Origin of the sequence: Demequina rhizosphaerae, from assembly GCF_000971255.1 — a bacterium.
GTDB classification, from domain to species: Bacteria; Actinomycetota; Actinomycetes; order Actinomycetales; family Demequinaceae; genus Demequina; species Demequina rhizosphaerae.
Genome location: NZ_BBMC01000012.1, coordinates 38464 through 59297, shown reverse-complemented (window position 1 = coordinate 59297; position 20834 = coordinate 38464). Strand labels below are relative to the sequence as shown.

The 20834-nt window shown below is 72.5% G+C and carries 18 protein-coding genes and 1 tRNA gene; 6 read left to right on the top strand and 13 right to left on the bottom strand.

Annotated elements, in window-relative coordinates; translation table 11 throughout:
* From AOM07_RS13885 to AOM07_RS14830, 3 genes are all read right to left on the bottom strand, one after another.
* Positions 1–355: IS3 family transposase (locus AOM07_RS13885; protein WP_156171954.1), on the bottom strand; the 355-nt coding region annotated here is incomplete at its 3' end.
* A gap of 35 nt (positions 356–390) precedes the next feature.
* The gene (locus AOM07_RS13880; protein ID WP_082099438.1) at positions 391–672 is read right to left on the bottom strand and encodes a transposase; all 282 of its coding nucleotides are present in this window, start codon (positions 670–672) and stop codon (positions 391–393) included.
* Between the two features lie 405 nt (positions 673–1077).
* Positions 1078–1380, bottom strand: a complete 303-nt coding sequence (locus AOM07_RS14830; RefSeq protein WP_062314840.1) for a helix-turn-helix domain-containing protein — start codon at positions 1378–1380, stop codon at positions 1078–1080.
* A gap of 198 nt (positions 1381–1578) precedes the next feature.
* Between AOM07_RS14830 and AOM07_RS14825 the strand changes: the two genes are divergently transcribed.
* From AOM07_RS14825 to AOM07_RS13860, 3 genes are read left to right on the top strand one after another with little or no spacing between them, the layout of a single operon-like run.
* Positions 1579–2472, top strand: coding sequence for a tyrosine-type recombinase/integrase (locus AOM07_RS14825; protein WP_062314839.1), 894 nt, complete (start codon positions 1579–1581; stop codon positions 2470–2472).
* The gene (locus tag AOM07_RS13865; protein WP_062314837.1) at positions 2469–3671 is read left to right on the top strand and encodes a site-specific integrase; all 1203 of its coding nucleotides are present in this window, start codon (positions 2469–2471) and stop codon (positions 3669–3671) included. The genes AOM07_RS14825 and AOM07_RS13865 overlap by 4 nt, the downstream gene beginning before the upstream one ends.
* Positions 3668–5659, top strand: a complete 1992-nt coding sequence (locus AOM07_RS13860) for a hypothetical protein (protein WP_156171951.1) — start codon at positions 3668–3670, stop codon at positions 5657–5659. The genes AOM07_RS13865 and AOM07_RS13860 overlap by 4 nt, the downstream gene beginning before the upstream one ends.
* 246 nt (positions 5660–5905) lie before the next feature.
* Here the strand turns inward: AOM07_RS13860 and AOM07_RS13855 are convergent.
* Both AOM07_RS13855 and AOM07_RS15005 read right to left on the bottom strand, forming a co-directional pair.
* Positions 5906–5994: transfer RNA gene (locus AOM07_RS13855), tRNA-Leu, on the bottom strand.
* A 114-nt stretch (positions 5995–6108) separates the two neighbouring features.
* Positions 6109–6255 (bottom strand): GPGG-motif small membrane protein, encoded by a 147-nt coding sequence (locus tag AOM07_RS15005; RefSeq protein WP_169746579.1) that lies wholly within the window; start codon positions 6253–6255, stop codon positions 6109–6111.
* A gap of 201 nt (positions 6256–6456) precedes the next feature.
* On the opposite strand from AOM07_RS15005, the gene AOM07_RS13850 reads away from it, so the two are divergent.
* A complete protein-coding gene (locus AOM07_RS13850) occupies positions 6457–6837 on the top strand; it encodes a hypothetical protein (protein ID WP_062314833.1) in 381 nt (126 codons plus the stop codon).
* Positions 6838–6906: 69 nt separating this feature from the next.
* On the opposite strand, the gene AOM07_RS13845 is transcribed toward AOM07_RS13850, so the two are convergent.
* From AOM07_RS13845 to imuA', 3 genes are read right to left on the bottom strand one after another with little or no spacing between them, the layout of a single operon-like run.
* The gene (locus AOM07_RS13845; RefSeq protein ID WP_062314831.1) at positions 6907–10317 is read right to left on the bottom strand and encodes an error-prone DNA polymerase; all 3411 of its coding nucleotides are present in this window, start codon (positions 10315–10317) and stop codon (positions 6907–6909) included.
* Positions 10310–12037, bottom strand: a complete 1728-nt coding sequence (locus AOM07_RS13840; RefSeq protein WP_062314829.1) for a Y-family DNA polymerase — start codon at positions 12035–12037, stop codon at positions 10310–10312. The genes AOM07_RS13845 and AOM07_RS13840 overlap by 8 nt, the downstream gene beginning before the upstream one ends.
* Positions 12034–12789 (bottom strand): DnaE2-dependent mutagenesis accessory factor ImuA', encoded by a 756-nt coding sequence (imuA', locus tag AOM07_RS13835; protein WP_156171950.1) that lies wholly within the window; start codon positions 12787–12789, stop codon positions 12034–12036. The genes AOM07_RS13840 and imuA' overlap by 4 nt, the downstream gene beginning before the upstream one ends.
* Positions 12790–12999: 210 nt before the next feature.
* On the opposite strand from imuA', the gene AOM07_RS13830 reads away from it, so the two are divergent.
* Positions 13000–15729 (top strand): alpha-amylase family glycosyl hydrolase, encoded by a 2730-nt coding sequence (locus AOM07_RS13830; RefSeq protein WP_084830324.1) that lies wholly within the window; start codon positions 13000–13002, stop codon positions 15727–15729.
* Here the strand turns inward: AOM07_RS13830 and AOM07_RS13825 are convergent.
* Positions 15726–16526: a TrmH family RNA methyltransferase gene (locus AOM07_RS13825; RefSeq protein ID WP_062314822.1), complete on the bottom strand. Its 801-nt coding sequence runs from the start codon at positions 16524–16526 to the stop codon at positions 15726–15728. The genes AOM07_RS13830 and AOM07_RS13825 overlap by 4 nt on opposite strands.
* Before the next feature lie 97 nt (positions 16527–16623).
* Here AOM07_RS13825 and AOM07_RS13820 point away from each other — a divergent pair, with 97 nt between their 5' ends.
* A complete protein-coding gene (locus tag AOM07_RS13820; protein WP_062314819.1) occupies positions 16624–17646 on the top strand; it encodes a DUF2157 domain-containing protein in 1023 nt (340 codons plus the stop codon).
* Between the two features lie 85 nt (positions 17647–17731).
* On the opposite strand, the gene AOM07_RS13815 is transcribed toward AOM07_RS13820, so the two are convergent.
* The 4 genes from AOM07_RS13815 to AOM07_RS13800 all read right to left on the bottom strand — a co-directional run bounded on the left by AOM07_RS13815 (position 17732) and on the right by AOM07_RS13800 (position 20827).
* The gene (locus tag AOM07_RS13815) at positions 17732–18808 is read right to left on the bottom strand and encodes an SPFH domain-containing protein (RefSeq protein ID WP_062314817.1); all 1077 of its coding nucleotides are present in this window, start codon (positions 18806–18808) and stop codon (positions 17732–17734) included.
* A gap of 1 nt (position 18809) precedes the next feature.
* Positions 18810–19253 carry an NfeD family protein gene (locus tag AOM07_RS13810; RefSeq protein ID WP_228374465.1) on the bottom strand — a complete coding sequence of 148 codons (444 nt, stop codon included), beginning with the start codon at positions 19251–19253 and terminating at the stop codon, positions 18810–18812.
* Positions 19254–19359: 106 nt separating this feature from the next.
* Positions 19360–20265, bottom strand: a complete 906-nt coding sequence (locus AOM07_RS13805) for a sulfite exporter TauE/SafE family protein (protein WP_062314814.1) — start codon at positions 20263–20265, stop codon at positions 19360–19362.
* A gap of 88 nt (positions 20266–20353) precedes the next feature.
* Positions 20354–20827 (bottom strand): RrF2 family transcriptional regulator, encoded by a 474-nt coding sequence (locus tag AOM07_RS13800; protein WP_062314812.1) that lies wholly within the window; start codon positions 20825–20827, stop codon positions 20354–20356.
* Positions 20828–20834 lie beyond the last annotated feature (7 nt).

The window sequence follows — 20834 nt, the reverse complement described above, 5'->3', positions numbered from 1 at the left end:
CGGACATGAAGTCGTACGACCACACATGCCCCGCCCGCAGCGCTGGCAACGCCCACAAGGCATGCTCATCCGAACCCAACGCCTTCTGACCAGCACCTTTACGCCGCGAGGGCACCTGCAACCCCTCCGCCCGCCACAACCGCTCGACCCGTTTGACGTTGACCTGCCAGCCATCCGCGACCAGCCCCGCATGGACCCGCCGATACCCCCACCGCGGATGAGCGTCGGCGATCACGCGCATCGCGGCCACCAGGCGCGCCTCGAAGTCCGACGCCACCGGCACGTACCGCTGGCTCGAGCGATGCTGCCCCACCACCAAGCAGGCACGCCGCTCCGACACCTTGAAACGGCGCACCAGCCGCGCCACGGCAGCCCGGCGGCGAGCCGGGCTCACCAATTTCCCCGGGTCAAGTCCTTCAACATGCTGATGTCCAGAGCCTGCTCCGCCACGATGCGCTTCAAACGGGCATTCTCGGCCTCCAGAGCCTTCAACCGCTGCGCCTCGTCCTCCTTCAGCGCCCCGTACTTGAGTCGCCACCGATAGAACGTCTGATCCGAGATCCCCAACCGCTTGCACGCCGCCGGAATCGACATCCCCTGCGCCTGAAGCTTCTCCATCTCCCGCAGCTTCGCCACGATCTGCTCCGTCGTGTACCGCTTCGCAGCCGCCACCTCACACCTCCACAAGCACTCTCACCATTGGACAAGACTCACAGAAGAAACGGACCAAAAAACGGGGGGCAGGACACCAGGATAAACATTGAGCAGGCGTGTCGATATTCGCGCGAGCAATTTCGACCAAGAAACCAGTCATAAACACCGCACGCACTGTTAAACCTGCTTTTTACCAGGGAGTTCGCCACATTCTGAAAAGATTCTTTGAGATCGGGCATGTAAATTCGCGGGTCCCGCGACTACCTGTGGAATAACTACTCCCTGACCGCGAGCGCTGACTTGGGAGCGGGTCTGCGGGGTGGCTGTCGATCAGGAGGATGTGTGCAGGTGATGGGTGGGTCGCGTGGGGCCGACGAGCGTGGTGCCGATGGTGCGTGCGGTGCGGACGAGCCTAGGGAGCCGTCACTGGCCACGGCCAGCGTCGCGAGCCTCGGCGATGTAGTCGGCGGGCCACAGCGCGACGCCGAGTCCGATCTCGAGTCGGGCGAGGGTGATGGTGTCGGGCCAGGCGGTGCCGTTGAGCACGTCGGCGACGGTCGTGTGATCGACTCCGGTCCGAGCGGCGACCTCGCGCAGGCTCGACTCACCGATCGCCGCCTGCAGGGCCAGGGCGACCCGTCGGGCGACTTCGCCGACGGCGTCCGCGACGGGCGAGTCAGGCCACACCTCTGTGAGGTCGCGGGGCCGGAGTCGCTTCGGCGGCATGCCTCGAGCGTAGCCGAGACAACCACACCTGAAGCAGGCGTCCGCCGCGCTCGTCTCGCCCTCGTCCCACCGCTCGATGGGGACCCCCGCACCGGGCGAGGCACCCATGCAGGGTCCTGCGCGGCGAAGGAGGCTGCCTACCTGCAGCCGGGCGACTCGGATGACCCGGCCGCTATCGCGGCGGCGATCGCGAGCTACGTGCCGGCCCCGGGGACGCTCGAGCGCGACCGTTGGCCGCGGGTCGCCAAGCTTGTCCGGGAAGCGACGCGGGCCCGCGACCCTAGGAGCGTCTACCGCGTGCGGGAGTTCATGGGGTCGGCGGCACCCTACGTCGATTGGTGCCACCGCGTGCGAGGCATCGCCCTGTCGCGCGAGTTGATCTTTGACCCCGAGCTCATCGCCGCGTACGCGGACCTGCCCCACGGGCGCCTCAAGTCGACGACCGTGGGCAACCACGCCTCGCGGCTGCAGGGGATCACGAAGGTCGTCAACGCGGACTCGGTCCAGCGACGCCCGTCGCAGCGCAAGCCCTCCGACGCGCAGGCCCCGTACACAAAGTTCGAGGTGGAAGACCTGTGGGAATGGGTCGACGCCCACGCGTCAGCGGAGTCCCGCCGGGAGCTCACCATCCTTCTCGCAGGCGGCCTCGGCGCCGGGCTCACCGGCCGCGAGATCAGCGATCTTCGCGTAGGAGACATCACGGTCAACGCCAGGGGAGTCATGCTGCGAGTGGGCGCTCCGCGCGAGCGCTACGTGCACGTGCTACCGCACCTCGAGCACGTCTTCGCCGATGCCGCTGGAAGGGCTCCCGCTCAGGCCTTCGTGTTTCTCCCGCACCGTCGTGCGACCGCGAAGAACACCGCCTCGAACTTCCTCACGTCCAACGGTCGCATGCCAGCTCCGTTTTCGACGCAGCGCGCCCGCGGCACCTGGATCACCTCGCTCCTCACTGACGGCCGGGACATTCGCGCAGTGATGCAGGCCATGGGCGTCACGGACTTCTCCGCGATCGCCCGCTACCTCAAGTACGTGCCCGCGCTGACGCCTGGCGAGTACCGCGCTCAGCTCCGAGGCGAAAAGGACGCCGCATGACCTCCGCACGTCAGCACTCCTTGTGCGCGCGCCACAACGGCGCCACGGCGGACGACACCAGTCGCGCGGACGCGACGCGCACAACCTCGGGCACGGACACGGACGCCGTACGGCGATCCCTGGCGACCCGCGAAGGCGTGACACGAGTCGACCTGTCACCGATGGCGGCGTCCCGCACCGCAGCCTCGACGTGCACCTCGGCGACGACGCATGTAGCATCAAAGACCTCCGGTGTTGGCGTATTCCTCCATCCGGGTGACTCGGACAGCCGCAGTGACGTGAACGACGCGATCAACGCGTACACACCCAGCCCCCGCAGGGTCGCGGAGGAAGACTGGGCGCGGACCGCTGCGTTCGTTCGGGAGGCGGTACGCGACGCGCTGCCGCGAACCCGCTACAGCGCCCGCAACCTCCTCGCGACAGTGTCCCTCTACGTCGACTGGTGCAACCGGGTCTGCGGTGAGGACCTAGATCGGGAGGTGATCTTCCAGCCGTCGCTCATCGCAGAGTGGGCCGACCTTGGCATCGAGGGCGTCACGAAGTCGACCGCCGGCAACTACCGCTCGCGGCTGCTGCGCGTCATGGAGGTCCTCAACCCGGGCGCGGCCCGCCCCCGGATGGTCGCCCTGCCGCCGTCGGCCGGCGTCGCTCCCTACAGCGACGACGAGCTCCACCAGATCTGGGTCTGGGCCTACGGGATGGCCAATGCCCGCAACTCCCGCGACGCCGTGATTCTCGTCGGTGGATGCGTCGGCGCTGGCCTCACCGCCCGGGAGGTCGCCGACCTGCGCGTGCGCGACGTCGAGATCGGCGACAAGGGTGTCGTGCTCCACGTCAGCGGCGCCCGACCCCGCCTCACGACTTTGCTCCGCAGCGTCGAGGAGATCTTTGTCGACGCCGCCACCGGGCTCGACCCTGACGCGTTCGTGTTCCGCACCGGCCGCACGCGAACCACCAAGAACACCACCTCGTTGTTCATCCACAAGTACGTCCCAAACGGGCTGACCGTGTCCACCCAGCGCCTCAGGGCGACCTGGATCGTCAACAGGGCGAGCGCCGACTTGCCTATCAAGGGCCTCATGGAAGCGATGGGCGTGCAGGACTTCTCCGCCATCGCCCGCTTCCTCAAGCATGTCCCGGACCTTGACCCCGCGGATCTCCGGGCCCGCCTGCGCGCCGAAAGCAAGCCGATCAAGTGAGCGCCAGTCAGGCACGTGAGGCCCGCAAGGACGCCGAGCGGGCGAAGGATCGCGAGCGGGTGTCGCGCAAGTTCAAGCGGGTTCAGCCCGACGATCGGGGCGACCTCAAGATCACCCATGTCCAGCGCATCCGCCAGGGGCTCGAACACGAGGGCGTCTTCGATCAGGTGCGCGCCTGGCAGCGCGGCCACGACCGAACTTCTGTCAAGCGCGGCGCACCCGAGAAGGTCAGCCTCGAGTCGTTCCTGATCCTGCTGAGCGCCGTCGTCGAGGACGGTTCAGCCTCGCTGATCATGGACGTCGCGCAGACGGCGCGCTTCCGCTTGACCAGGGATGCCGCCGACCTGCTCGGCATCCGCGACGACGTCTACGCCCTCAAAGACGACCCCGCGGGTCGGACCTTCTGGGACGTGAAGCACACCGAGGAGGAGGGCACCGTCACCTTCGCCCTCTCACCGGCGGCCCTGTACGACCGAATGCAGTCCGCGATGGACCGCCTCAGCGACCTCGTCGAACCCTTCCCTGGCATCGCGACGCGCGCGCCGCGTCCCATCAACGAGGTCGAAGCCGCCATCGCAGCGCTCGACCCGGACGAGATCGCCGCGAAGCGCGAGCGCCTGCTGTGGTTGATGAACGCCATCGTGCACGGCTCGCTGTACCGCTACAACCGTGAGGTTCGTCGCGCGATCAAAAGGACCTGGCGCGGATCGCTCGCGATCGACGGCACGAAGCTCGCCATCTCCTCCACGAAGTTCGGCGGCGGCGTGCGCAAGGAATACCGCAACTGCAACTCCACCCGCCTGCACCACTCAGAGGCGATGGGCGGCTGGTACGTCCGCCTCGGTGACCACGGCGGCTTCCACGAAGATGGCGTCACCCCCCTGAGCCGCAAGGAAGTCCGGGACGCGACGTGGGCCCTCGAGGTCCACTTCGGCGTCATGATCGACGACGAGCATGCAACCAAGTCGAACCGTACGCTGAACCTCGCCGTCGCGGTCTCGATCGACACACCGGGTGCGCGGATCGGTGAGAACTCCCTCACCGTCCTCGAGGCCGCCCACAAGTTCGCGACAGAGAACGGCATCGGCCCCGGAACCGTAGTGGGCGACCGCGCCGTGATGCCCAACGCGCAGTACAAGAAGTTCAAGAAGCCGGCCCGCGAACTCGGCTACAAGACGTGCCACGACTACACCAGCACCCAGTTAGGCAAGATCGACGGCCCGATCGGCTCTGTGCAAGTCGAGGGCCAGTTCTGCTGCCCGGCGATCTCTGCCGCGATGACGAACGCAACCAAGAACGCCCGCAAGCGCCTGGACACGGTCGATGACGACGCCGACACTGCCGAGCCCGACCGCACCTATGCACAGCAGCTCGAGCGCCGAACGCTACTCAACCTGCCCATCAAGGAGATACCCAACGCCGACGGTGAGCTCCGCATCTCATGCCCTGCATCGGACCCGCGCGGTGGGGTCTCGTGCCCGCTGCGAGAGCGGGTCGTCGCACAGATCGAGGACGCCGAGCTACGCAACAAGCTCACCGATCGCATGAACGACGGCAAGACCCGCCTCCGCATCACCAACCCTCCCGTCATGCCCGGTCCGATCTGCACCAGCACGCAGCTGACGCACAAGGTCAAGCTCGACGACAAGACCGGCAAGTACTACCAGGACTACGCCTACAAGTCGCCCAGCTGGTACAAGATGTACGGCCAGCGCCAGCAGGTCGAGACGTTCAACAAGGACGTCAAGGCCAACGGCATGAGCGACACCAAGCGCCGCCGCGTACGCGGCTTCGCCAAGCAGGGCATCCTCGCCGCCATGTTCGCCGCCGCGACTAACGTCAAGCGCATCAACGCGTTCAACGCAGTTCGCAACGCCAACGAGCAGAACAGCCCCACGGACCCCGGCCCCTCCGGCCACCCCGACCCCGGCCACAGCATCGCCGTCCGCGACGAGGACCTCTCGCCACCCGATGAGATCGCCGCGTAAGCGGCGGCCACCGGAACAGAACAGCTCAGATCGCCTCCGGACCCGCAAGGGCCGGAGGCGCAAGCATGCCCGGAAACAGCCGAAACAGGCCCTAGACACCTATACATAGCCGCACAAAGCAGAAGGCCGCCCCCGACATCAGTCGGAGGCGGCCTTCTCGCCTTGCTGGGGGCCCCAGGCGACCCTTGCGGGTCCACCCTGAGGGACTTTCCCCAACAGAACTGGCCCGATTACCGAACCAGCCCTTGGTGTCCGAGGGGGGACTTGAACCCCCACGCCCTAATACGGGCACTAGCACCTCAAGCTAGCGCGTCTGCCAATTCCGCCACCCGGACAGGTGGTCCGAGGAGCTCTTCCGAGCGCCTCAGCGCGAGAAGAACTTTAGCACGGTCTGGAGGCCGCAAAATCCACTCGAGGCTCGAACCACCGAAAAACAAAGTGATGGCGCGTCAGGTGAGCAGGCTCACGCCTCCCGGCCCGACGAGCAGCCCGATGACGATGAGCACCACTCCCCACAGGATCTGCTTCTGGAAGATGCGGATCACGCCGAACACGACGAGGATCACCGCGGCGATCCAGAGGATGAAGTCCCACATGGTTGTTCCTTCCTTCGGTTGAGTGCGCTTTCCCGGGTTGCGCCTCTGACAACCTCGCGCGATGCCCCAGGTATTCCCGCCCCTGTCGCGAGCCGTTCGCCGGACCCCGTGCCGGAGGGACCTTGGACCCTCGCGCCCGGACGCCCGCTGCGTAGCGTGGAAGGTGGTTCCCGGGGCACGCATCTGGCAAGGGGGTCGGCCGTGATCGCATCGGGCAGGGACATCGTCGGGACCGCGCTGGCGGGCGGCGCCGTGACGCTCGCATGGGCGCACGCCGCGGGCCTCGACTGGCCGCTGATCGAGTCCGCGCGCACGACCGCCGGGCTCGTCTACGTGCTGGGCGTCGCGGCCTGCGCGGGCGGGTCCGCGGACTCCTTCGAGTCGGACCCGCAGGCCAAGCACTGGTACCACCGCGTGGGCGGGCTGCTCAGCATCGTCGCGACGGTCGCGCTCGTGTGGGCGCTCGTCACCGGCACGACCGGCCCGGTGATCGTGCTGGCGTCCGTCGTGGCCGTGAAGTGGCTCTTCGCGACGCTGCGGCACCTGGTCACCCCCGCCCCGGCCGCGGCGGCGGCCGCCTGACGCCGCGCGCCGGTCGACGAAGCCCGGCGCCGCGGTGCTGAGGGTCGTGCCCGCGTGGGCGCGGCCGCCTCAGCGGAAGTCGCGGCTGCGCGACGGCACCTTGAGGGACATCGGCGAGAGGTGCTCGGCGACGAGGTTCGTCGCGCCGTCCGCCCGCTCGATGCGGCCGCGGATGATGAGCGCCGGGGAGCGCCGCGCCACCGCCTGGAACCTCTTCCACACCCCCACCGAGCAGATGACGTTGAGGAAGCCCGTCTCGTCCTCGAGCGAGATGAACGTGACGCCGCGGGCCGTGCCGGGCCGCTGCCGGTGCGTGACGACGCCCGCGACCGTGACGCGCCGCTCCGCCTCGTGCGCGAGCACCTCGGCGACCCGCAGCACGCCGGCCCTGTCGAGCCCCTCACGGACGAAGGCGGTCGGGTACCCCTCGACGGACACGCCGGACGCCCACACGTCCGCGACCGCCTCCTCGACGACGCTCATGCCCGGCAGCATGGGCGCCTGCGCGCCCGGCACCGTGCCGGGCAGCGTGTCGGGCCCCTCGCGGGACAGCACGCCGGAGGCCCACAGCCCCTCGCGCCGCGTCACGCCGAGGCTCTCGAGCGCCCCCGCCGTCGCGAGCGCCTCCCACTGCGCGGTGGTGAGCCCCTTCTCCGGCGCCAGCCCGGACTCCCCCGACACGCCCTTGGGACGGATGCGGACGCGGCGGGCCATGTCGTGGAGGTCCGCGAAGGGCCGCTCGGCACGCGCCGCGACGATGGCGGCCGCGGCCTCGTCCCCGAGCCCGCGCACGGCACCGAGCCCCATCCGCACCGCGAGCGTGGGGTCGACGCGCACGAGCCGCGCCATCTCCTCGCGCCGCTCCCCCGGCGCCTCGAACGGCGCGTCGAGCTCCTCGACCCGGGCGAGCACCGCGGAGCGGACGACGCACGGGCGCAGCAGCACCTGGCCGTGGCGGCGCGCGTCCGCGGCCAGCGACTGCGGCGAGTAGAAGCCCATGGGCTGCGCGGCGAGCAGCCCCGCGTAGAACGCGGCGGGCCGGTGCACCTTGAGCCAGCTCGACGCGTAGACGAGGTAGGCGAACGAGAACGAGTGCGACTCCGGGAAGCCGAAGTCGGCGAAGGCCTTGAGCTTGTCGAAGATCTGGTGCGCGACCTCCGCGGTGATGCCCCGCTCGTTCGCGCCCACCATGAAGCGGGCGCGCAGCGCCTCCATCCGCTCGGGGCTGCGCTTCGAGCCCATCGCGCGGCGCAGCTGGTCCGCGAGGGCGCCGTCGAAGCCGGCGGCGTCCATCGCCATCTGCATGAGCTGCTCCTGGAACAGCGGCACCCCTAGGGTCTTGCCCAGCGACCTCTCGAGCAGCGGGTGGAGGTAGGTGACCTCCTCGCGGCCGCGCGCCCGGTTGATGTACGGGTGCACGGAGCCGCCCTGGATGGGGCCGGGCCGGATGAGCGCGACCTCGATGACGATGTCGTAGAAGCGGCGGGGCCTGAGCCGCGGCAGGGTCGCCATCTGCGCGCGCGACTCGACCTGGAAGACGCCCACGGTGTCCGCGGCGCACAGCAGGTCGTACACCGCCGGGTCCTCCTGCGGCAGCGAGTGCAGGCCGAGGTCCTCGCCCCGCACCTCCTGGAGGAACCGGAACGCGTACTTGAGGGCGGACAGCATGCCGAGGCCGAGCAGGTCGAACTTCACGAGGCCCGCGTCGGCGCAGTCGTCCTTGTCCCACTGGAGGACGGTGCGGCCGGGCATGCGCGCCCATTCGACGGGGCACACGTCGATGACGGGCCGGTCGCACAGCACCATGCCGCCGGGGTGGATGCCCAGGTGGCGCGGCAGCCGCAGGAAGCGGTCGGCGAGCTCGAGCACGTTGTCGGGGATGTGGTCGAGCTCCTGCGCGGGCGGCGGCTCGGGCCTCATCGCGTCGCGCTGCTTCGCGGCCCACTCCTCCTCCTGCTGCGGGGACATCCGCAGCGTGCTCCACCGGTCGATCGACTTCGACCACGCGTCCTGCTGGCCCACGTCGAAGCCGAGCGCCCGCGCGGCGTCCCGGACCGCGGAGCGCGGCCGGTACTGGATGACGTTCGCGACCATCGCGGCGTTGATGCGCCCGAAGCGCGAGAACACGTACTGGATGACCTCCTCGCGGCGGTCCGACTCGATGTCGACGTCGATGTCCGGCGGCCCGTCGCGCTCGGGCGCGAGGAAGCGCTCGAACAGCAGCCCGTGGGTGACGGCGTCCACCGCGGTGACGCCGAGCGCGAAGCACACCGCGCTGTTGGCCGCCGACCCGCGCCCCTGGCACAGGATGTCCGCGCGACGGCAGAACGCCACGATGTCGTGGACGATGAGGAAGTAGCCCGGGAAGTCGAGCGCCTCGATGACGGCGAGCTCGTGCTCGATCTGCCGCCAGGCGCCCTCGACCCGCTCCGCGTCCGGCGGCCCGTAGCGCTCGCGCGCGCCCCGGTACGTGAGCTCGCGCAGCCATGTCGCCTCCGTGTGGCCGGGCGGCACGGGGTACGGCGGCAGGTTCGGGGCGACGAGGTCGAGGTCGAAGGCGCACTCGGCGGCGAGGCGCGCCGCGGTGGCGACGGCCTGCGGGTGGCGGCGGTGGCGGAACAGCATCTCCCCCGCGCTGCGCAGGTGCTGGCCGGGCGAGCCGGGCAGCCAGCCGTCCATGTCGTCGAGCGAGGACCGCGCGCGCACCGCGGCGAGCGCGCCCGCGAGATCCGCGTCGCGCGGGGTCGCGTAGTGGGCGTTGGTGGTGGCGACGAGCGGCAGCCCCGCGTCGAACGCGAGATCCGCCAGCGCGGCGTTGACCTCGGAGTCGAAGGGCGAGCCCGTGTCCGTGATCTCCACGGCCACGCCCTCGCGGCCGAACAGCGCGACGAGCCGGTCGAGCTCGGCCCGCGCGGCCACGTGGCCCTCCCGGGAGACGCCGCCTGCCAGCGCATCGTGCCCCGCCCGGCGGGACGTGCCGCCCAACCCGGGGCCGCCGAGGCCCGTGAGGGCGGCGCGCACCGGGCCCTTGCGGCAACCGGTGAGGACGAGCAGGTCCCCGCCGCCCGCGTCCGCGAGCGTCTCGAGCGTGTAGCGGGCGAGGCCCTTCTCCCCGGTCGCGAGGTGCGCCATGCCGATCGCGTGGCTGAGCCGCGAGTAGCCGCTCGCGCCGCGCGCGAGCACGACGAGGTGGGACGCGCGCGGGTCCGGCACACCGGTGGGCGGGTCGAGCACGGGACGCCCGCCCGGGCCGTCCGCGGCGAGGCTGAGCTCCGCCCCGAACACCGTGGGCAGGCCGACCTCCCGCGCGGCGCCCGCGAAGCGCACCGCGCCGTAGAGGCCGTCGTGGTCGGTGATCGCGAGCGCGCTGAGGCCCAGGCGCCCCGCCTCGGCCGCCATCTCCTCCGGCTGGCTCGCGCCGTCGAGGAAGCTGAAGGCGCTGTGGGAGTGGAGCTCGGCGTACTCGGGGACGTCAGTCATAGACGGCCTCCAGCTCCCACTCCCCGCCGCCGTACGCGAGCAGCACCGCGGTCACCGTGTCCTCGCCGTCGCGCAGCGCGACCTGGACGTAGGCGCGCCGCGACGCGTCCTCGGACCACCAGCGCTCGGACACGGGCCAGGGCCCGGCCCACGACTCGACCGGGCGCGCGCGGTCCCACACCGGCCCCGCGACGCGGCCGACGTGGCCCGAGGAGGGGTGGCGGTTGGCGGCCTGCGCCCGCTCGTCGGCCGGGTCCGCCTCGAGCCGCACCCACGTGGGCGGGGCGCTCACCGCGAGCCGCCGGCTGATGGTGACGGGGGCGCCGCCCGCGTCGAGCACGAGCGCGGGCCGCGCGACGGGCGGCACGGTGGCCGGCGGCGGGTCGGGGATGCGCCCCGGCCACGGGTGCGCGATCGCGCGGGCGGGGGGCGCCTCCTGGCCCCAGGGCGCAAGGTGCGCCCTGTCGCGGGGAGAGCGTCCGCCCTGCTCGGCGACCGCAAGCACGCCCTCGAGACCGAGCAGCCCCTGGACGCGCTCGAGGGCACGATGCGCGCGCGAGTCCGCGCCCGACACCCCGCCCCACAGGTAGGCCTGCTCGGAGCCGAGCGGCACCACGTCCTCGGCGACCAGGCCGAGCGACACGAGCGGCGACGGCTCCGGCACCTGGCCGGCGGCTCCGGCACCCGGCCCGCGTGCCGCCCCGGACGCGCCCACGGTGCCCGACAGCCAGCCCTCGAGCTGCCAGCGCACGCGGTCCGTCATGTGCCGCGCGAACGCGCCGGCGCGGGTGCCGACGTCCGTGCGCCACACGCGCTCGAGCTCCTGGCCCTTCTCCGTGCGGGCGGTGATGCGCACGCGCCCGCAGCGCACGCCGGCGTCGAGCAGCGCCCGGTCGAGGGCCGCGGCCGCCTCCTTGGCGACGTGGACGAGCTGCTCGATCCGCTCGGCCGGGTCCTCGAACACGTGCTCGACGGCGATGTCCTCCTCGGTGCGGCGCAGCACCGGCGGGGCGAGGTCCTCCCCCGACGCGAGCCGGTGCGCCCACACCCCCACGGGCCCGAAGCGGGCGAGCACGTCCGCGAACGGCAGCGCCGCGAGGTCCCCCAGCGTGACGATCCCCAAGCGCGTGAGCACGCTCGCGAGCCGCTCGGCCTCCTGACGCTGCGCGCGCTCCATGGCCGCGAGCGCGAGCGAGTCGACGGGCGCGGGCGCGAGGTAGCCCCGCGACGCCCCGGCGGGCACCACCTCGGAGGAGCGGGCCGCGAGCACGGCCGCGAGCAGCCCGTCCGCGGCGCCGACCGCGCACTCGATCCCGGCGTGCTCGGCGACCGCGGTGACGAGCGCCTCCGCGAGCGCCTCCTCCGAGCCATGGAAGCGGGCCGCGCCGTCCGCGGGGATGATCATGAGCCCGGGGCGGGAGATCTCGACGCCGGAGACGGCCTGCTCGGCGGCGGCCGCGACGGCCTCGAACAGGCGCGAGTCGCGGCCCTCGTCGTGGGGCAGGATCGCGAGCTCGGGGCACGCGCGCTGCGCGAGGCGGCGGGTGCTGCCGCGCCGCACCCCGGCCGCGCGCGCGGCGGCGGAGACCGCGATGAGCCCGCGCCCGTGCAGGACGGCCGCGGGCACGTGCGCGCCGAGCCCCGCCTCCGTCATCGCGGCGACCACGGGCCAGTCCGGCACCCACAGGACGGCGCGGCGGACCACGGTGACGACGCTCATGCCGCGCCCCCGAGCGCGCGCAGCGACACCGACGGGGCGGTGGCGCCGCCGCGCGCCGGGACACCGGCGCCGGCGGTCGTGGCGCCGAGGGCCGACCCCTCGATCGGCAGCGTGACGAGCCGCGCGGTGCCGCCGCGACGCTCCTCGACCCGCACCGTGAGCTCGCGGCCCCGCAGGCGGCCGTCGCCCGCGCCGAGCCCGTGCCAGCGCGACCCCACCGCGGTGAGCGTGGTGTGGGCGCCCGCCCAGGCCCCCTCGGCGACGATGACCGTGCCGCGCTCCCGGGCGCGGGAGGCGAGCCGGCGCCGGTCCGCGTCGGACAGCGCGAGGCGCGGCCCCAGCAGCACCACGTCCATCCCGTCGACGCACGCGCCGGCCGTCGCGGCCGCCTGCGCGCCCGGGTGGGGCACGAGCGCGAGCCGCGCGAGGTCGAGGCCGCGCCGGGCCGCCGCGACCACGCCGAGCGCGGGCATCCCCACGGCCGCGGTCCACGAGCCGGCCTCCGAGGCGGCGGCCGCGAGCGCGAGCATGAGGGACGTCGAGCCGGCCACCGCGACCACCTGGCCGCGCCGCAGCCCCTGCGGCAGCACCTGGTCGAGCAGCGGCGTCAGCGGCAGGGCGGGCGCCTCCCAGCGGTCGCGCGTGGTGCCCACCCGCCGCTGGACCCCCGCGAGCGCCTCGCGCGCCCGGGCGATCCTCGCCTCGGCCGTCTCCATCGCGTCACCCGCCTCCCGCATCGTCCGTTCGAACACCTGTTCGAACGTATGTTCGATTATGACCCCGCCCTCCGACAGTCGGCAAGACGCCTGCGTGACGAGGCGCGACACATGCGCGGACGCGCCCGGAAAGGCCCTACGATGGCTGTCCATGGCGACGATGCAAGCGTTTGCACCCGTGCACCGCGACGGCGTCGTCACGCTCATCACGGAGGGCCCGCAGGCCCAGGCACGGAGGCTGCATCGATGACGATGCTCGGCTCGACCCGCTCCCGCATCGTCGCGGGCGCCGCGGGCGCGGTCCTGATCGGGGGCGGCATCGCCGCCGCGCTGCTGCTCGGCGGGGAGGAGGGTCCGCACGCGGTCCCGCCCGCCAGGGAGGCGCCCGCCGACGAGGTGCTCTACTTCCTCATGGCGGACCGGTTCGCGAACGGCGATCCGACCAACGACGACGGCGGGCTGGGCGCCGATCCCCTCGTGTCGGGCCTCGACCCCACCGATGCTGGCTTCTACCAGGGCGGCGACCTCGCGGGCGTCGAGGAGCGGCTCGACTACCTCGAGGGGCTCGGCGTCACGGGCATCTGGGTGTCGCCGCCGTTCACGAACAAGCCGGTGCAGCTCGAGGACTCCTCGGCCGGCTACCACGGTTACTGGATCACGGACTTCACGAGCATCGACCCGCACCTGGGCGGCACCGAGGCGCTCGAGAGCCTGGTCGAGGCGGCGCACGCGCGCGGCATCAAGGTCTTCCTCGACATCATCACCAACCACACCGCGGACGTCATCGGCTACGCCGAGGGCGACCGCATGCCGTACATCGGCACGGACGCGGTCCCCTACGTCGACGCGGACGGGAACGCGTTCGACGACCGCGCCGCCGCGGCGGACGGCACCTTCCCGGCCGTCGGCGCCTCGTCCTTCCCCTACGACCCCGTGCTCGCCGCGGGCGAGGAGGACGCCAAGAGCCCGGGCTGGCTGAACGACGTGACGATGTACCACAACCGGGGCAACACCACCTTCACGGGCGAGGACTCGCAGTACGGCGACTTCTTCGGCCTCGACGACCTGTGGACCGAGAACCCGGCCGTGGTCGAGGGCATGACCGCGCTCTACTCCGACTGGATCGACGCCGGCATCGACGGCTACCGGGTCGACACGGTCCGCCACGTCGACGACGGCTTCTGGGAGGAGTTCCTGCCGGGCGTGCTCGGCGCCGCGGCGGACAAGGGCGCCGAGGACTTCTTCGTGTTCGGCGAGGTCTACGACGGCTCGCGCGCCGCCACCTCCCGCTACACCACCGAGGTGGGCTTCCAGGCGGTGCTCGACTTCCCGTTCCAGGGCGCGGCGCGGGCCTTCGCCTCGGGCAAGGGCAACGCGTCCGACCTCGCCGCCTTCTACGCGGCCGACGACTGGTTCACCGACGCGGACTCGAGCGCCGCCCAGCTGCCCACGTTCCTCGGCAACCACGACATGGGCCGCTTCGGCGGGATGCTGCTCGAGGACAACCCCGGCGCGGACGACGACGAGCTGCTCGCCCGCGACCTCCTCGCGCACTCGCTGCTGCTGCTCGGGCGCGGCAACCCCATCGTCTACTACGGCGACGAGCAGGGCCTCACCGGCGACGGCGGCGACAAGGCCGCGCGCCAGCCCATGTTCGGCACGTCGATCCCCGAGTACGTGGACGATGAGCTGATCGGGTCCGACGCGACGCTCGCCGACCCCGTCTACGACACCGCGCAGCCCCTCTACGCGTGGATCGCGGAGCTCGCCGCCGTCACCGAGGCGACGCCGGCGCTGCGGTCGGGCGCGCAGGTGACGCGCCTCGCTGAGGACGGCCGCGGCGTGTACGCGTTCTCGCGCCTCGACCGCGACGAGCGGGTCGAGACGGTCGTCGCGCTCAACAGCGACGACGAGCCGCGCACCGTCGCCGTCCCCACGTGGTCGCGGGGCACGCTCACGCTGCTGGCGGGCGACGGCGACGCGACCGTCGAGACGGACGATGCGGGGGTGGCCACCGTGACCGTGCCGGCCTACGGGACGGTCGTCTACCAGGCCGGCTCCGGCATCGTCGAGCGGGACGAGGCTCCCGCCGTGACGCTCGAGGCCGGGTGGGACGGCGACGCCGGCGACGAGGTCGACCCCGGCCGCCTGCCCGTGCGCGCGAGCGTCGAGGGCGACGGCTACGCCGAGGTGTCGTTCTGGGCGCGCGCCGAGGGCGGCGCGTGGGAGCACCTGGGCACCGACGACGCCGCGCCGTTCCAGGTCTACGACGTCGTCACGGGCCTCGCGCCCGGCGCCGCGGTCGAGTACCAGGCGGTGGTCTCCGACGGCGTCGGCCACGAGTCGACCAGCGAGCCGGTCACGGCGGCCGTGCCCGAGCCGACCGTCGCGATCGCCGATCCGCTCGCGGGCGGCACGGTGGGCGTCGAGGCGACCGTCGTGGCGGCCGTGGCGCCGGCACGCGCGGACACGTCGGTGACGATCTCGCGGCGCGTGGCGGGCGGCGACTGGACGGAGGTCGGGACGGACACCACCGCGCCCGCGTACGTGGCGACCGACGACCTGGCGGACGTCGAGGTCGGCGCCGAGGTCCAGTACAAGGCCACGGTCACGCAGGGCGGGGTCTCGGTCGAGTCCGTCATCGTGGCCGCGCGCGCCGGCGGCGCGAAGGGCGCCGGCCAGCCGTCCGTGCCGGGCAGCTTCAACGAGCTGGTCGGCTGCGCCGAGTGGTGGCAGCCCGACTGCGAGGAGGTCGCGATGACGTTCGACGACGCCGCGGCGGCGTGGACGCTCACGGTCGACCTGCCCGCGGGCAGCCACGAGTACAAGATCGCGATCGACGGCTCGTGGGACGAGAACTACGGCGCCGGCGGCGTGGGCGACGGCCCCAACATGGTGCTCGAGCTCGATGCGCCCGCCACCGTGACGTTCCTCTACGACCCGCTCACGCACGAGGCGACGGCGGAGGCGTCCTAGCGGGCGCGGAGCTCCCACATCGCGACCGCCGAGGCCGCGGCCACGTTGAGCGAGTCGACCCCGCCGTGCATGGGGATCACCACGGCCGCGTCGACGTGCGCGAGCGCCTGGCGGGTGAGCCCGTCGCCCTCGGTCCCCATGACGAGGGCGACCCGCTCCCCCGCCCCGGCCGCGAAGTCGTCCAGGGTCACCGCATCGTCCGTGAGCGCGAGGCCCGCGACGGTGAAGCCGAGCGCGCGCAGCTCGCCGAGCGCGCCGGGCCATGACTCCGCGCGCGTCCACGGCACCTGGAAGACCGTGCCCATCGAGACCTTGACCGAGCGCCGGTAGAGCGGGTCCGCGCACGTGGGCGACACCACCACGGCGTCGGCGCCGATGCCCGCTGCCGAGCGGAAGATCGCGCCCACGTTGGTGTGGTCCACGATGCCCTCGAGCACCACGATGCGGCGCGCGTCGCGCGCGAGGTCCGCGAGCGCGGGCAGCGCCGGCCGCTCCATCGACGCGAGCGCGCCGCGATGGACCTGGTAGCCGGTGACGTCCTCGAGCAGCGCGGCGGGCGCGAGGTACACGGGCGTCGCGTCGTCCACGAGCGGCGCGACCGACTCGAGCCAGCGCTCGCTCACGAGGACGGAGCGGGGACGATGCGCGGCCCGGATCGCGCGCGCGATCACCTTGGCGCCCTCGGCCATGTAGAGGCCCCGCTCGGGCTCGAGGACGCGCCGCAGCGCGACGTCGGTGAGGCCGCGGTAGTCGGCCAGGCGGGGGTCGCTGGGATCGTCGATCGGGATGACGGGCATGGGTGCCATCATCCCAGGATCCGGTGGCCGCGCGCCCGGCCCGGGCGTAGCCTGGAGGTGTCGACGACGACGTCGGTGTCGCTGGAGGGAAGCGGCCATGAACGGGCTCGAGGCACGTATCGACCGATGGGTCGAGGCGGGGCTCATCACCCCCGCCGTGGGGGACGACCTGCGCCGGTACGAGCACGAGCACCAGGACATCGCGCCACCTGCATCCGCACCCGACGCCGTCGCCACAGGCCCCGAGGCCGTCGCACCACCCCCACCGCCATCGCAGCCGCGCACGCTCGCGCTCGTGGGCGAGGTGGTCGGCTACCTCGGGGCGGCGCTCGTCATCTCCGCCGTGTCGTTCCTCCTGGGACGGACGTGGGCCGACCTGCCGACGGCCGGTCGGGTCGCGATCGTCGCGGGCCTGCTCGCCGTCGTGGCGGTGGGCGGCACGCTCGCGGCCCGGGTCGCGACGGACCCCGCGCAGCGCCTCGCGTCGGTGCTGCTCCTCGCGACGGTGGGCCTGACCGCATGGCTCGCGTGGGTGATCACGGACGCCGCGGGCGTCACGGACGAGGCCATGGGGGTCGCGGTGACGGCGCCGACGCTCGTGGTCGCGGCGGTGATCTACGCGGCGCGCCGGCGAGGTCTCGCGCAGCTGGCGACGCTCGCGGCGCTGGCGGGGCTCGCGTCCTCGACGGTGTCGCTGGTCGCCGCCGACGACCGCGACATGGCGCTCGCGCTCGGCCTCACGCTCGCGGCCGTGGGGGCCGCGTGGGTGGCCGGCGCGGCGATGGGGTGGCTGAGGCCGGCCACCGCGGGGCTCGTCGCGGGCGGCATGCTGACGGTGCTCGCCCTGCAGACGACGGCGTACGACGTCACGCGCACGCCGATGCTCATCGCGGCGGTGGCCGTCTCGGTCGCCCTCCTGGCGGTCGCGATCACCGTGTCGCGGCTCGCCGTGCTCATCGTGCCCGGCGGGATCGGCCTGCTGATCTCCACCCCGCAGCTCATCGACCACCTCGTGGGCGACGCGGTCGCGACCTGGGTGGGCGTGCTGCTCACCGGCGTGGCCCTCGTGGTGGTGGCGGTGTGGATGGTCCGCGAGCGCCGGCAGGCGCCGGGCGGATGAGCGCGTCCCCGGGGCAGCCCGTCACGCGCCCCGAGGACGGCGAGGGCCCCGAGGGATCGCTCCCCCGGGGCCCGTCGCATCGTCCCTACTGACCCTTCTCGGCATCCGGGTCGAACGGCTTGCCGGAGCCGCTGCCCGCCTGCTCCGCCTCGGCGGAGAAGCCCTCGGCCTGACGGCGGGCCTCCTCGAGCGCGGCGCGCGGGTCGGCGAGCGCGGAGGTGATCCGCGAGCCGGCGCGCCTCGCGCGCTCGGGGTCGCGCTCGAGCGGCTCGGGCTCCTCGGTGCCGCCGAAGCCCGCGGCGATCGCGTTGAGCGCGCCCGTGAACTCGGTGGGCACGAACCACATCTGGTTGTTGGTGCCCTTCGCGATCTCGGGGAGCATCTGGAGGTACTGGTACGACAGCAGCTTGGAGTCCGCGTCGCCCTCGTGGATCGCGTCGAACACCTGGAGGATCGCGCGGGCCTCGCCCTCCGCCTCGAGGATGCGGGACTGCGCCGAGCCCTCGGCCCGCAGGATCGCGGACTGCTTCTCGCCCTCCGCGGTGAGGATCGCCGACTGCTTGACGCCCTCCGCGGTGAGGATCGCGGCGCGGCGGTCACGCTCGGCGCGCATCTGCTTCTCCATCGAGTCCTTGATGGACAGCGGCGGCTCGATCGACTTGAGCTCCACGCGGTTGACGCGGATGCCCCACTTGCCCGTCGCCTCGTCGAGGACGCCGCGCAGCTGGCCGTTGATCTGGTCGCGGCTGGTGAGCGTCTGCTCGAGGTCCATCGTGCCGACGATGTTACGGAGCGTCGTGGTCGTCAACTGCTCGACACCGGTGATGTAGTTGGCGATCTCGTAGACGGCCGCCTTGGGGTTGGTCACCTGGAAGTAGATGACCGTGTCGATGTCCACCACGAGGTTGTCCGACGTGATGACGGACTGCGGCGGGAACGAGTAGACCATCTCGCGCAGGTCGACCTTGGCCCGCACCTTGTCGATGAACGGCACGAGCAGGTGCAGGCCCGCGTCCATGGTGCTGTGGTAGCGGCCGAGCCGCTCCACCAGGTACGCCTGCGTCTGCTGCACGACGATGATCGCGCGAGCGATCGCGGTGATGACGAAGATCGCGAGGACCGCGATCGCGACCCACACGATGATCGTTCCGACGTTGTCCATCTCAGCTCTCCTTCTCGGGCGCGACCACGGCGGTCGCCCCATCGATCCTCAGGACGCGTACCTCGGAACCCTCCGGGATGGCCGGCGCATCGTCCTCGGTGCGCGCGGACCACACCTCCCCGTTGAGCTTGACGCGGCCCCGGGTCTCGGTCACCTCGTCGAGCGTGCGCGCCTCGCGGCCCACGAGGGCCGCGGTGTTGGTCTCCGCCGCCCCCTCGCCCTTCGCCCGCAGCGAGCGCAGCAGGAACGGCCTCAGCAGACCGATGAGCGCCGACGACACCGCGAGCGCGATGATCATGCTCAACCACCACGGCGCGCCCAGCAGGGCCGCCAGGCCTCCGGCGAGCGCACCGCCCGCGAGCATCGCGAACAGCAGGTCGAGCGTGAAGATCTCCACCGCCCCCAGCACCATCGCCGCGATGAACCACCACAGGAACTGTTCCACAGCATCCTCCTTCTCCCTGGGACGCTAGCAGGGGTGACGGGACGCGCGCATCGTCCCCGGGGACGATGCGCGCGTCCGGCAGGATGAGCCGGCGGCGGGGCCTCGATCAGGCGACCGCGGCCTCGGTCTCGTCGGCGGCGCGGACGGCCCGGTCCGCGCGGTGGCCGCGCCACGCGCGGGCGATCGCCCAGGCCCAGACCGCGACGATCGCGGCGTAGACCGCCCACGCGTACGGGGCGACCGAGGCGAGCGCGTCGGTGTGCAGGAGCGTGCGCGCGTTGGTGAGCAGGATCATGCCGCCGACCGCCGCGCCGAGCATGCGCGGCGGCACGTGGCGGACCAGGTAGGCGGCGAGCGGGGCGGCGACGAGGCCGCCCGCGAGCAGCGCGAGGACCCAGCCGAAGTCGATGCCGGACGTGCCGAGCCCCACGAGGAAGCCGACGGATGCGGCGGCGGCCACGAGGAACTCGGAGGTGTCGATCGAGCCGATGACCTTGCGCGGCTCGAGGCGGCCCGAGGCGAGCAGCGTCGGGGTGCCGATCGGCCCCCATCCGCCGCCGCCGGTCGCGTCGACGAAGCCGGCGACGAGGCCGAGCGGGCTGAGGAAGCGTGCGCGGAGGGGTCGGGCGGCCTTGTCCGCGCTCACCTTGGTGCCGGTGAAGCGCGTGAGGACGTAGATGCCGAGGCCGAAGAGCACCATCGCCATGATGGGGCCGGCCGCCTCGGTGGACATGCTCGACAGGAACGTGGCGCCGGCGAACGCGCCGATCGCGCCCGGGACGCCGACCCGCCACACGACGCGCCAGTCGACGTTGCCGAACCGCGCGTGCGCGATGCCGGAGGCGAACGTGGTGCCCACCTCCGCGAGGTGGACGGTGGCCGACGCGAGCGCCGGCGACAGGCCCACGGCCAGCATGAGCGTGGACGACGTGACGCCGTACGCCATGCCGAGGCTGCCGTCGACGAGCTGGGCGCCGAAGCCGACGATCGCCACCAGGACGAGAGTGCGCATGAGGGTTCTCCGCCCCGAGCCGGCCGCGGGCGCGGCCATGGGTCGAGGTGAGCCAAACCATACCCACCTAGTAGGTAGGAATCAATACCTACTCGCCAAGTAGGTTGGTCTGCGCGTCCTCCCACGCCGCCTGGTCCTCGACGAGCTCGCGGATCTCCCCGGGCAGCTCGCCGGAGGCGAGGTCCGCGACGGTGACGCGCTCGAGCACCGCGCGGATGCTCGCGCGCACCGCGACCCAGATGGTGAGGAGCTCCGATGCGGCGCCGTCGTACTCGAGGCCCGAGGGGCGCTCGCCGCGCACGAAGACGAGCGGGCCGTCGACCGCGCGCACGACGTCCGCGAGCGTGATGTCCGCGGCCTCGCGCGCGAGGCGGTAGCCGCCGCCGATGCCGCGCTGGCCGATGACGAGGCCGTCGTCGCGCAGGGACGTGAGGATGCCCTCGAGGAACTTCCGCGGGATGCCCTGGCTCGAGGCGATCTCCCCCGCGGTGCGCGGCGCATCGGCGCGCGCGAGCTCGGCCGTCGCCCTCAGGGCGTAGTCGGCGCGGGCCGAGACCTTCACGACGGCC

Bases quoted from the DNA above. Each gene is read 5' to 3' on its own strand.
- AOM07_RS14830 (WP_062314840.1), bottom strand. From the start codon at position 1,380: ATGCCGCCGAAGCGACTCCGGCCCCGCGACCTCACAGAGGTGTGGCCT.
- AOM07_RS13865 (WP_062314837.1), top strand. From the start codon at position 2,469: ATGACCTCCGCACGTCAGCACTCCTTGTGCGCGCGCCACAACGGCGCC.
- AOM07_RS15005 (WP_169746579.1), bottom strand. From the start codon at position 6,255: ATGTGGGACTTCATCCTCTGGATCGCCGCGGTGATCCTCGTCGTGTTC.
- AOM07_RS13845 (WP_062314831.1), bottom strand. From the start codon at position 10,317: ATGACTGACGTCCCCGAGTACGCCGAGCTCCACTCCCACAGCGCCTTC.
- AOM07_RS13840 (WP_062314829.1), bottom strand. From the start codon at position 12,037: ATGAGCGTCGTCACCGTGGTCCGCCGCGCCGTCCTGTGGGTGCCGGAC.
- AOM07_RS13830 (WP_084830324.1), top strand. From the start codon at position 13,000: ATGACGATGCTCGGCTCGACCCGCTCCCGCATCGTCGCGGGCGCCGCG.
- AOM07_RS13825 (WP_062314822.1), bottom strand. From the start codon at position 16,526: ATGCCCGTCATCCCGATCGACGATCCCAGCGACCCCCGCCTGGCCGAC.
- AOM07_RS13820 (WP_062314819.1), top strand. From the start codon at position 16,624: ATGAACGGGCTCGAGGCACGTATCGACCGATGGGTCGAGGCGGGGCTC.
- AOM07_RS13815 (WP_062314817.1), bottom strand. From the start codon at position 18,808: ATGGACAACGTCGGAACGATCATCGTGTGGGTCGCGATCGCGGTCCTC.
- AOM07_RS13805 (WP_062314814.1), bottom strand. From the start codon at position 20,265: ATGCGCACTCTCGTCCTGGTGGCGATCGTCGGCTTCGGCGCCCAGCTC.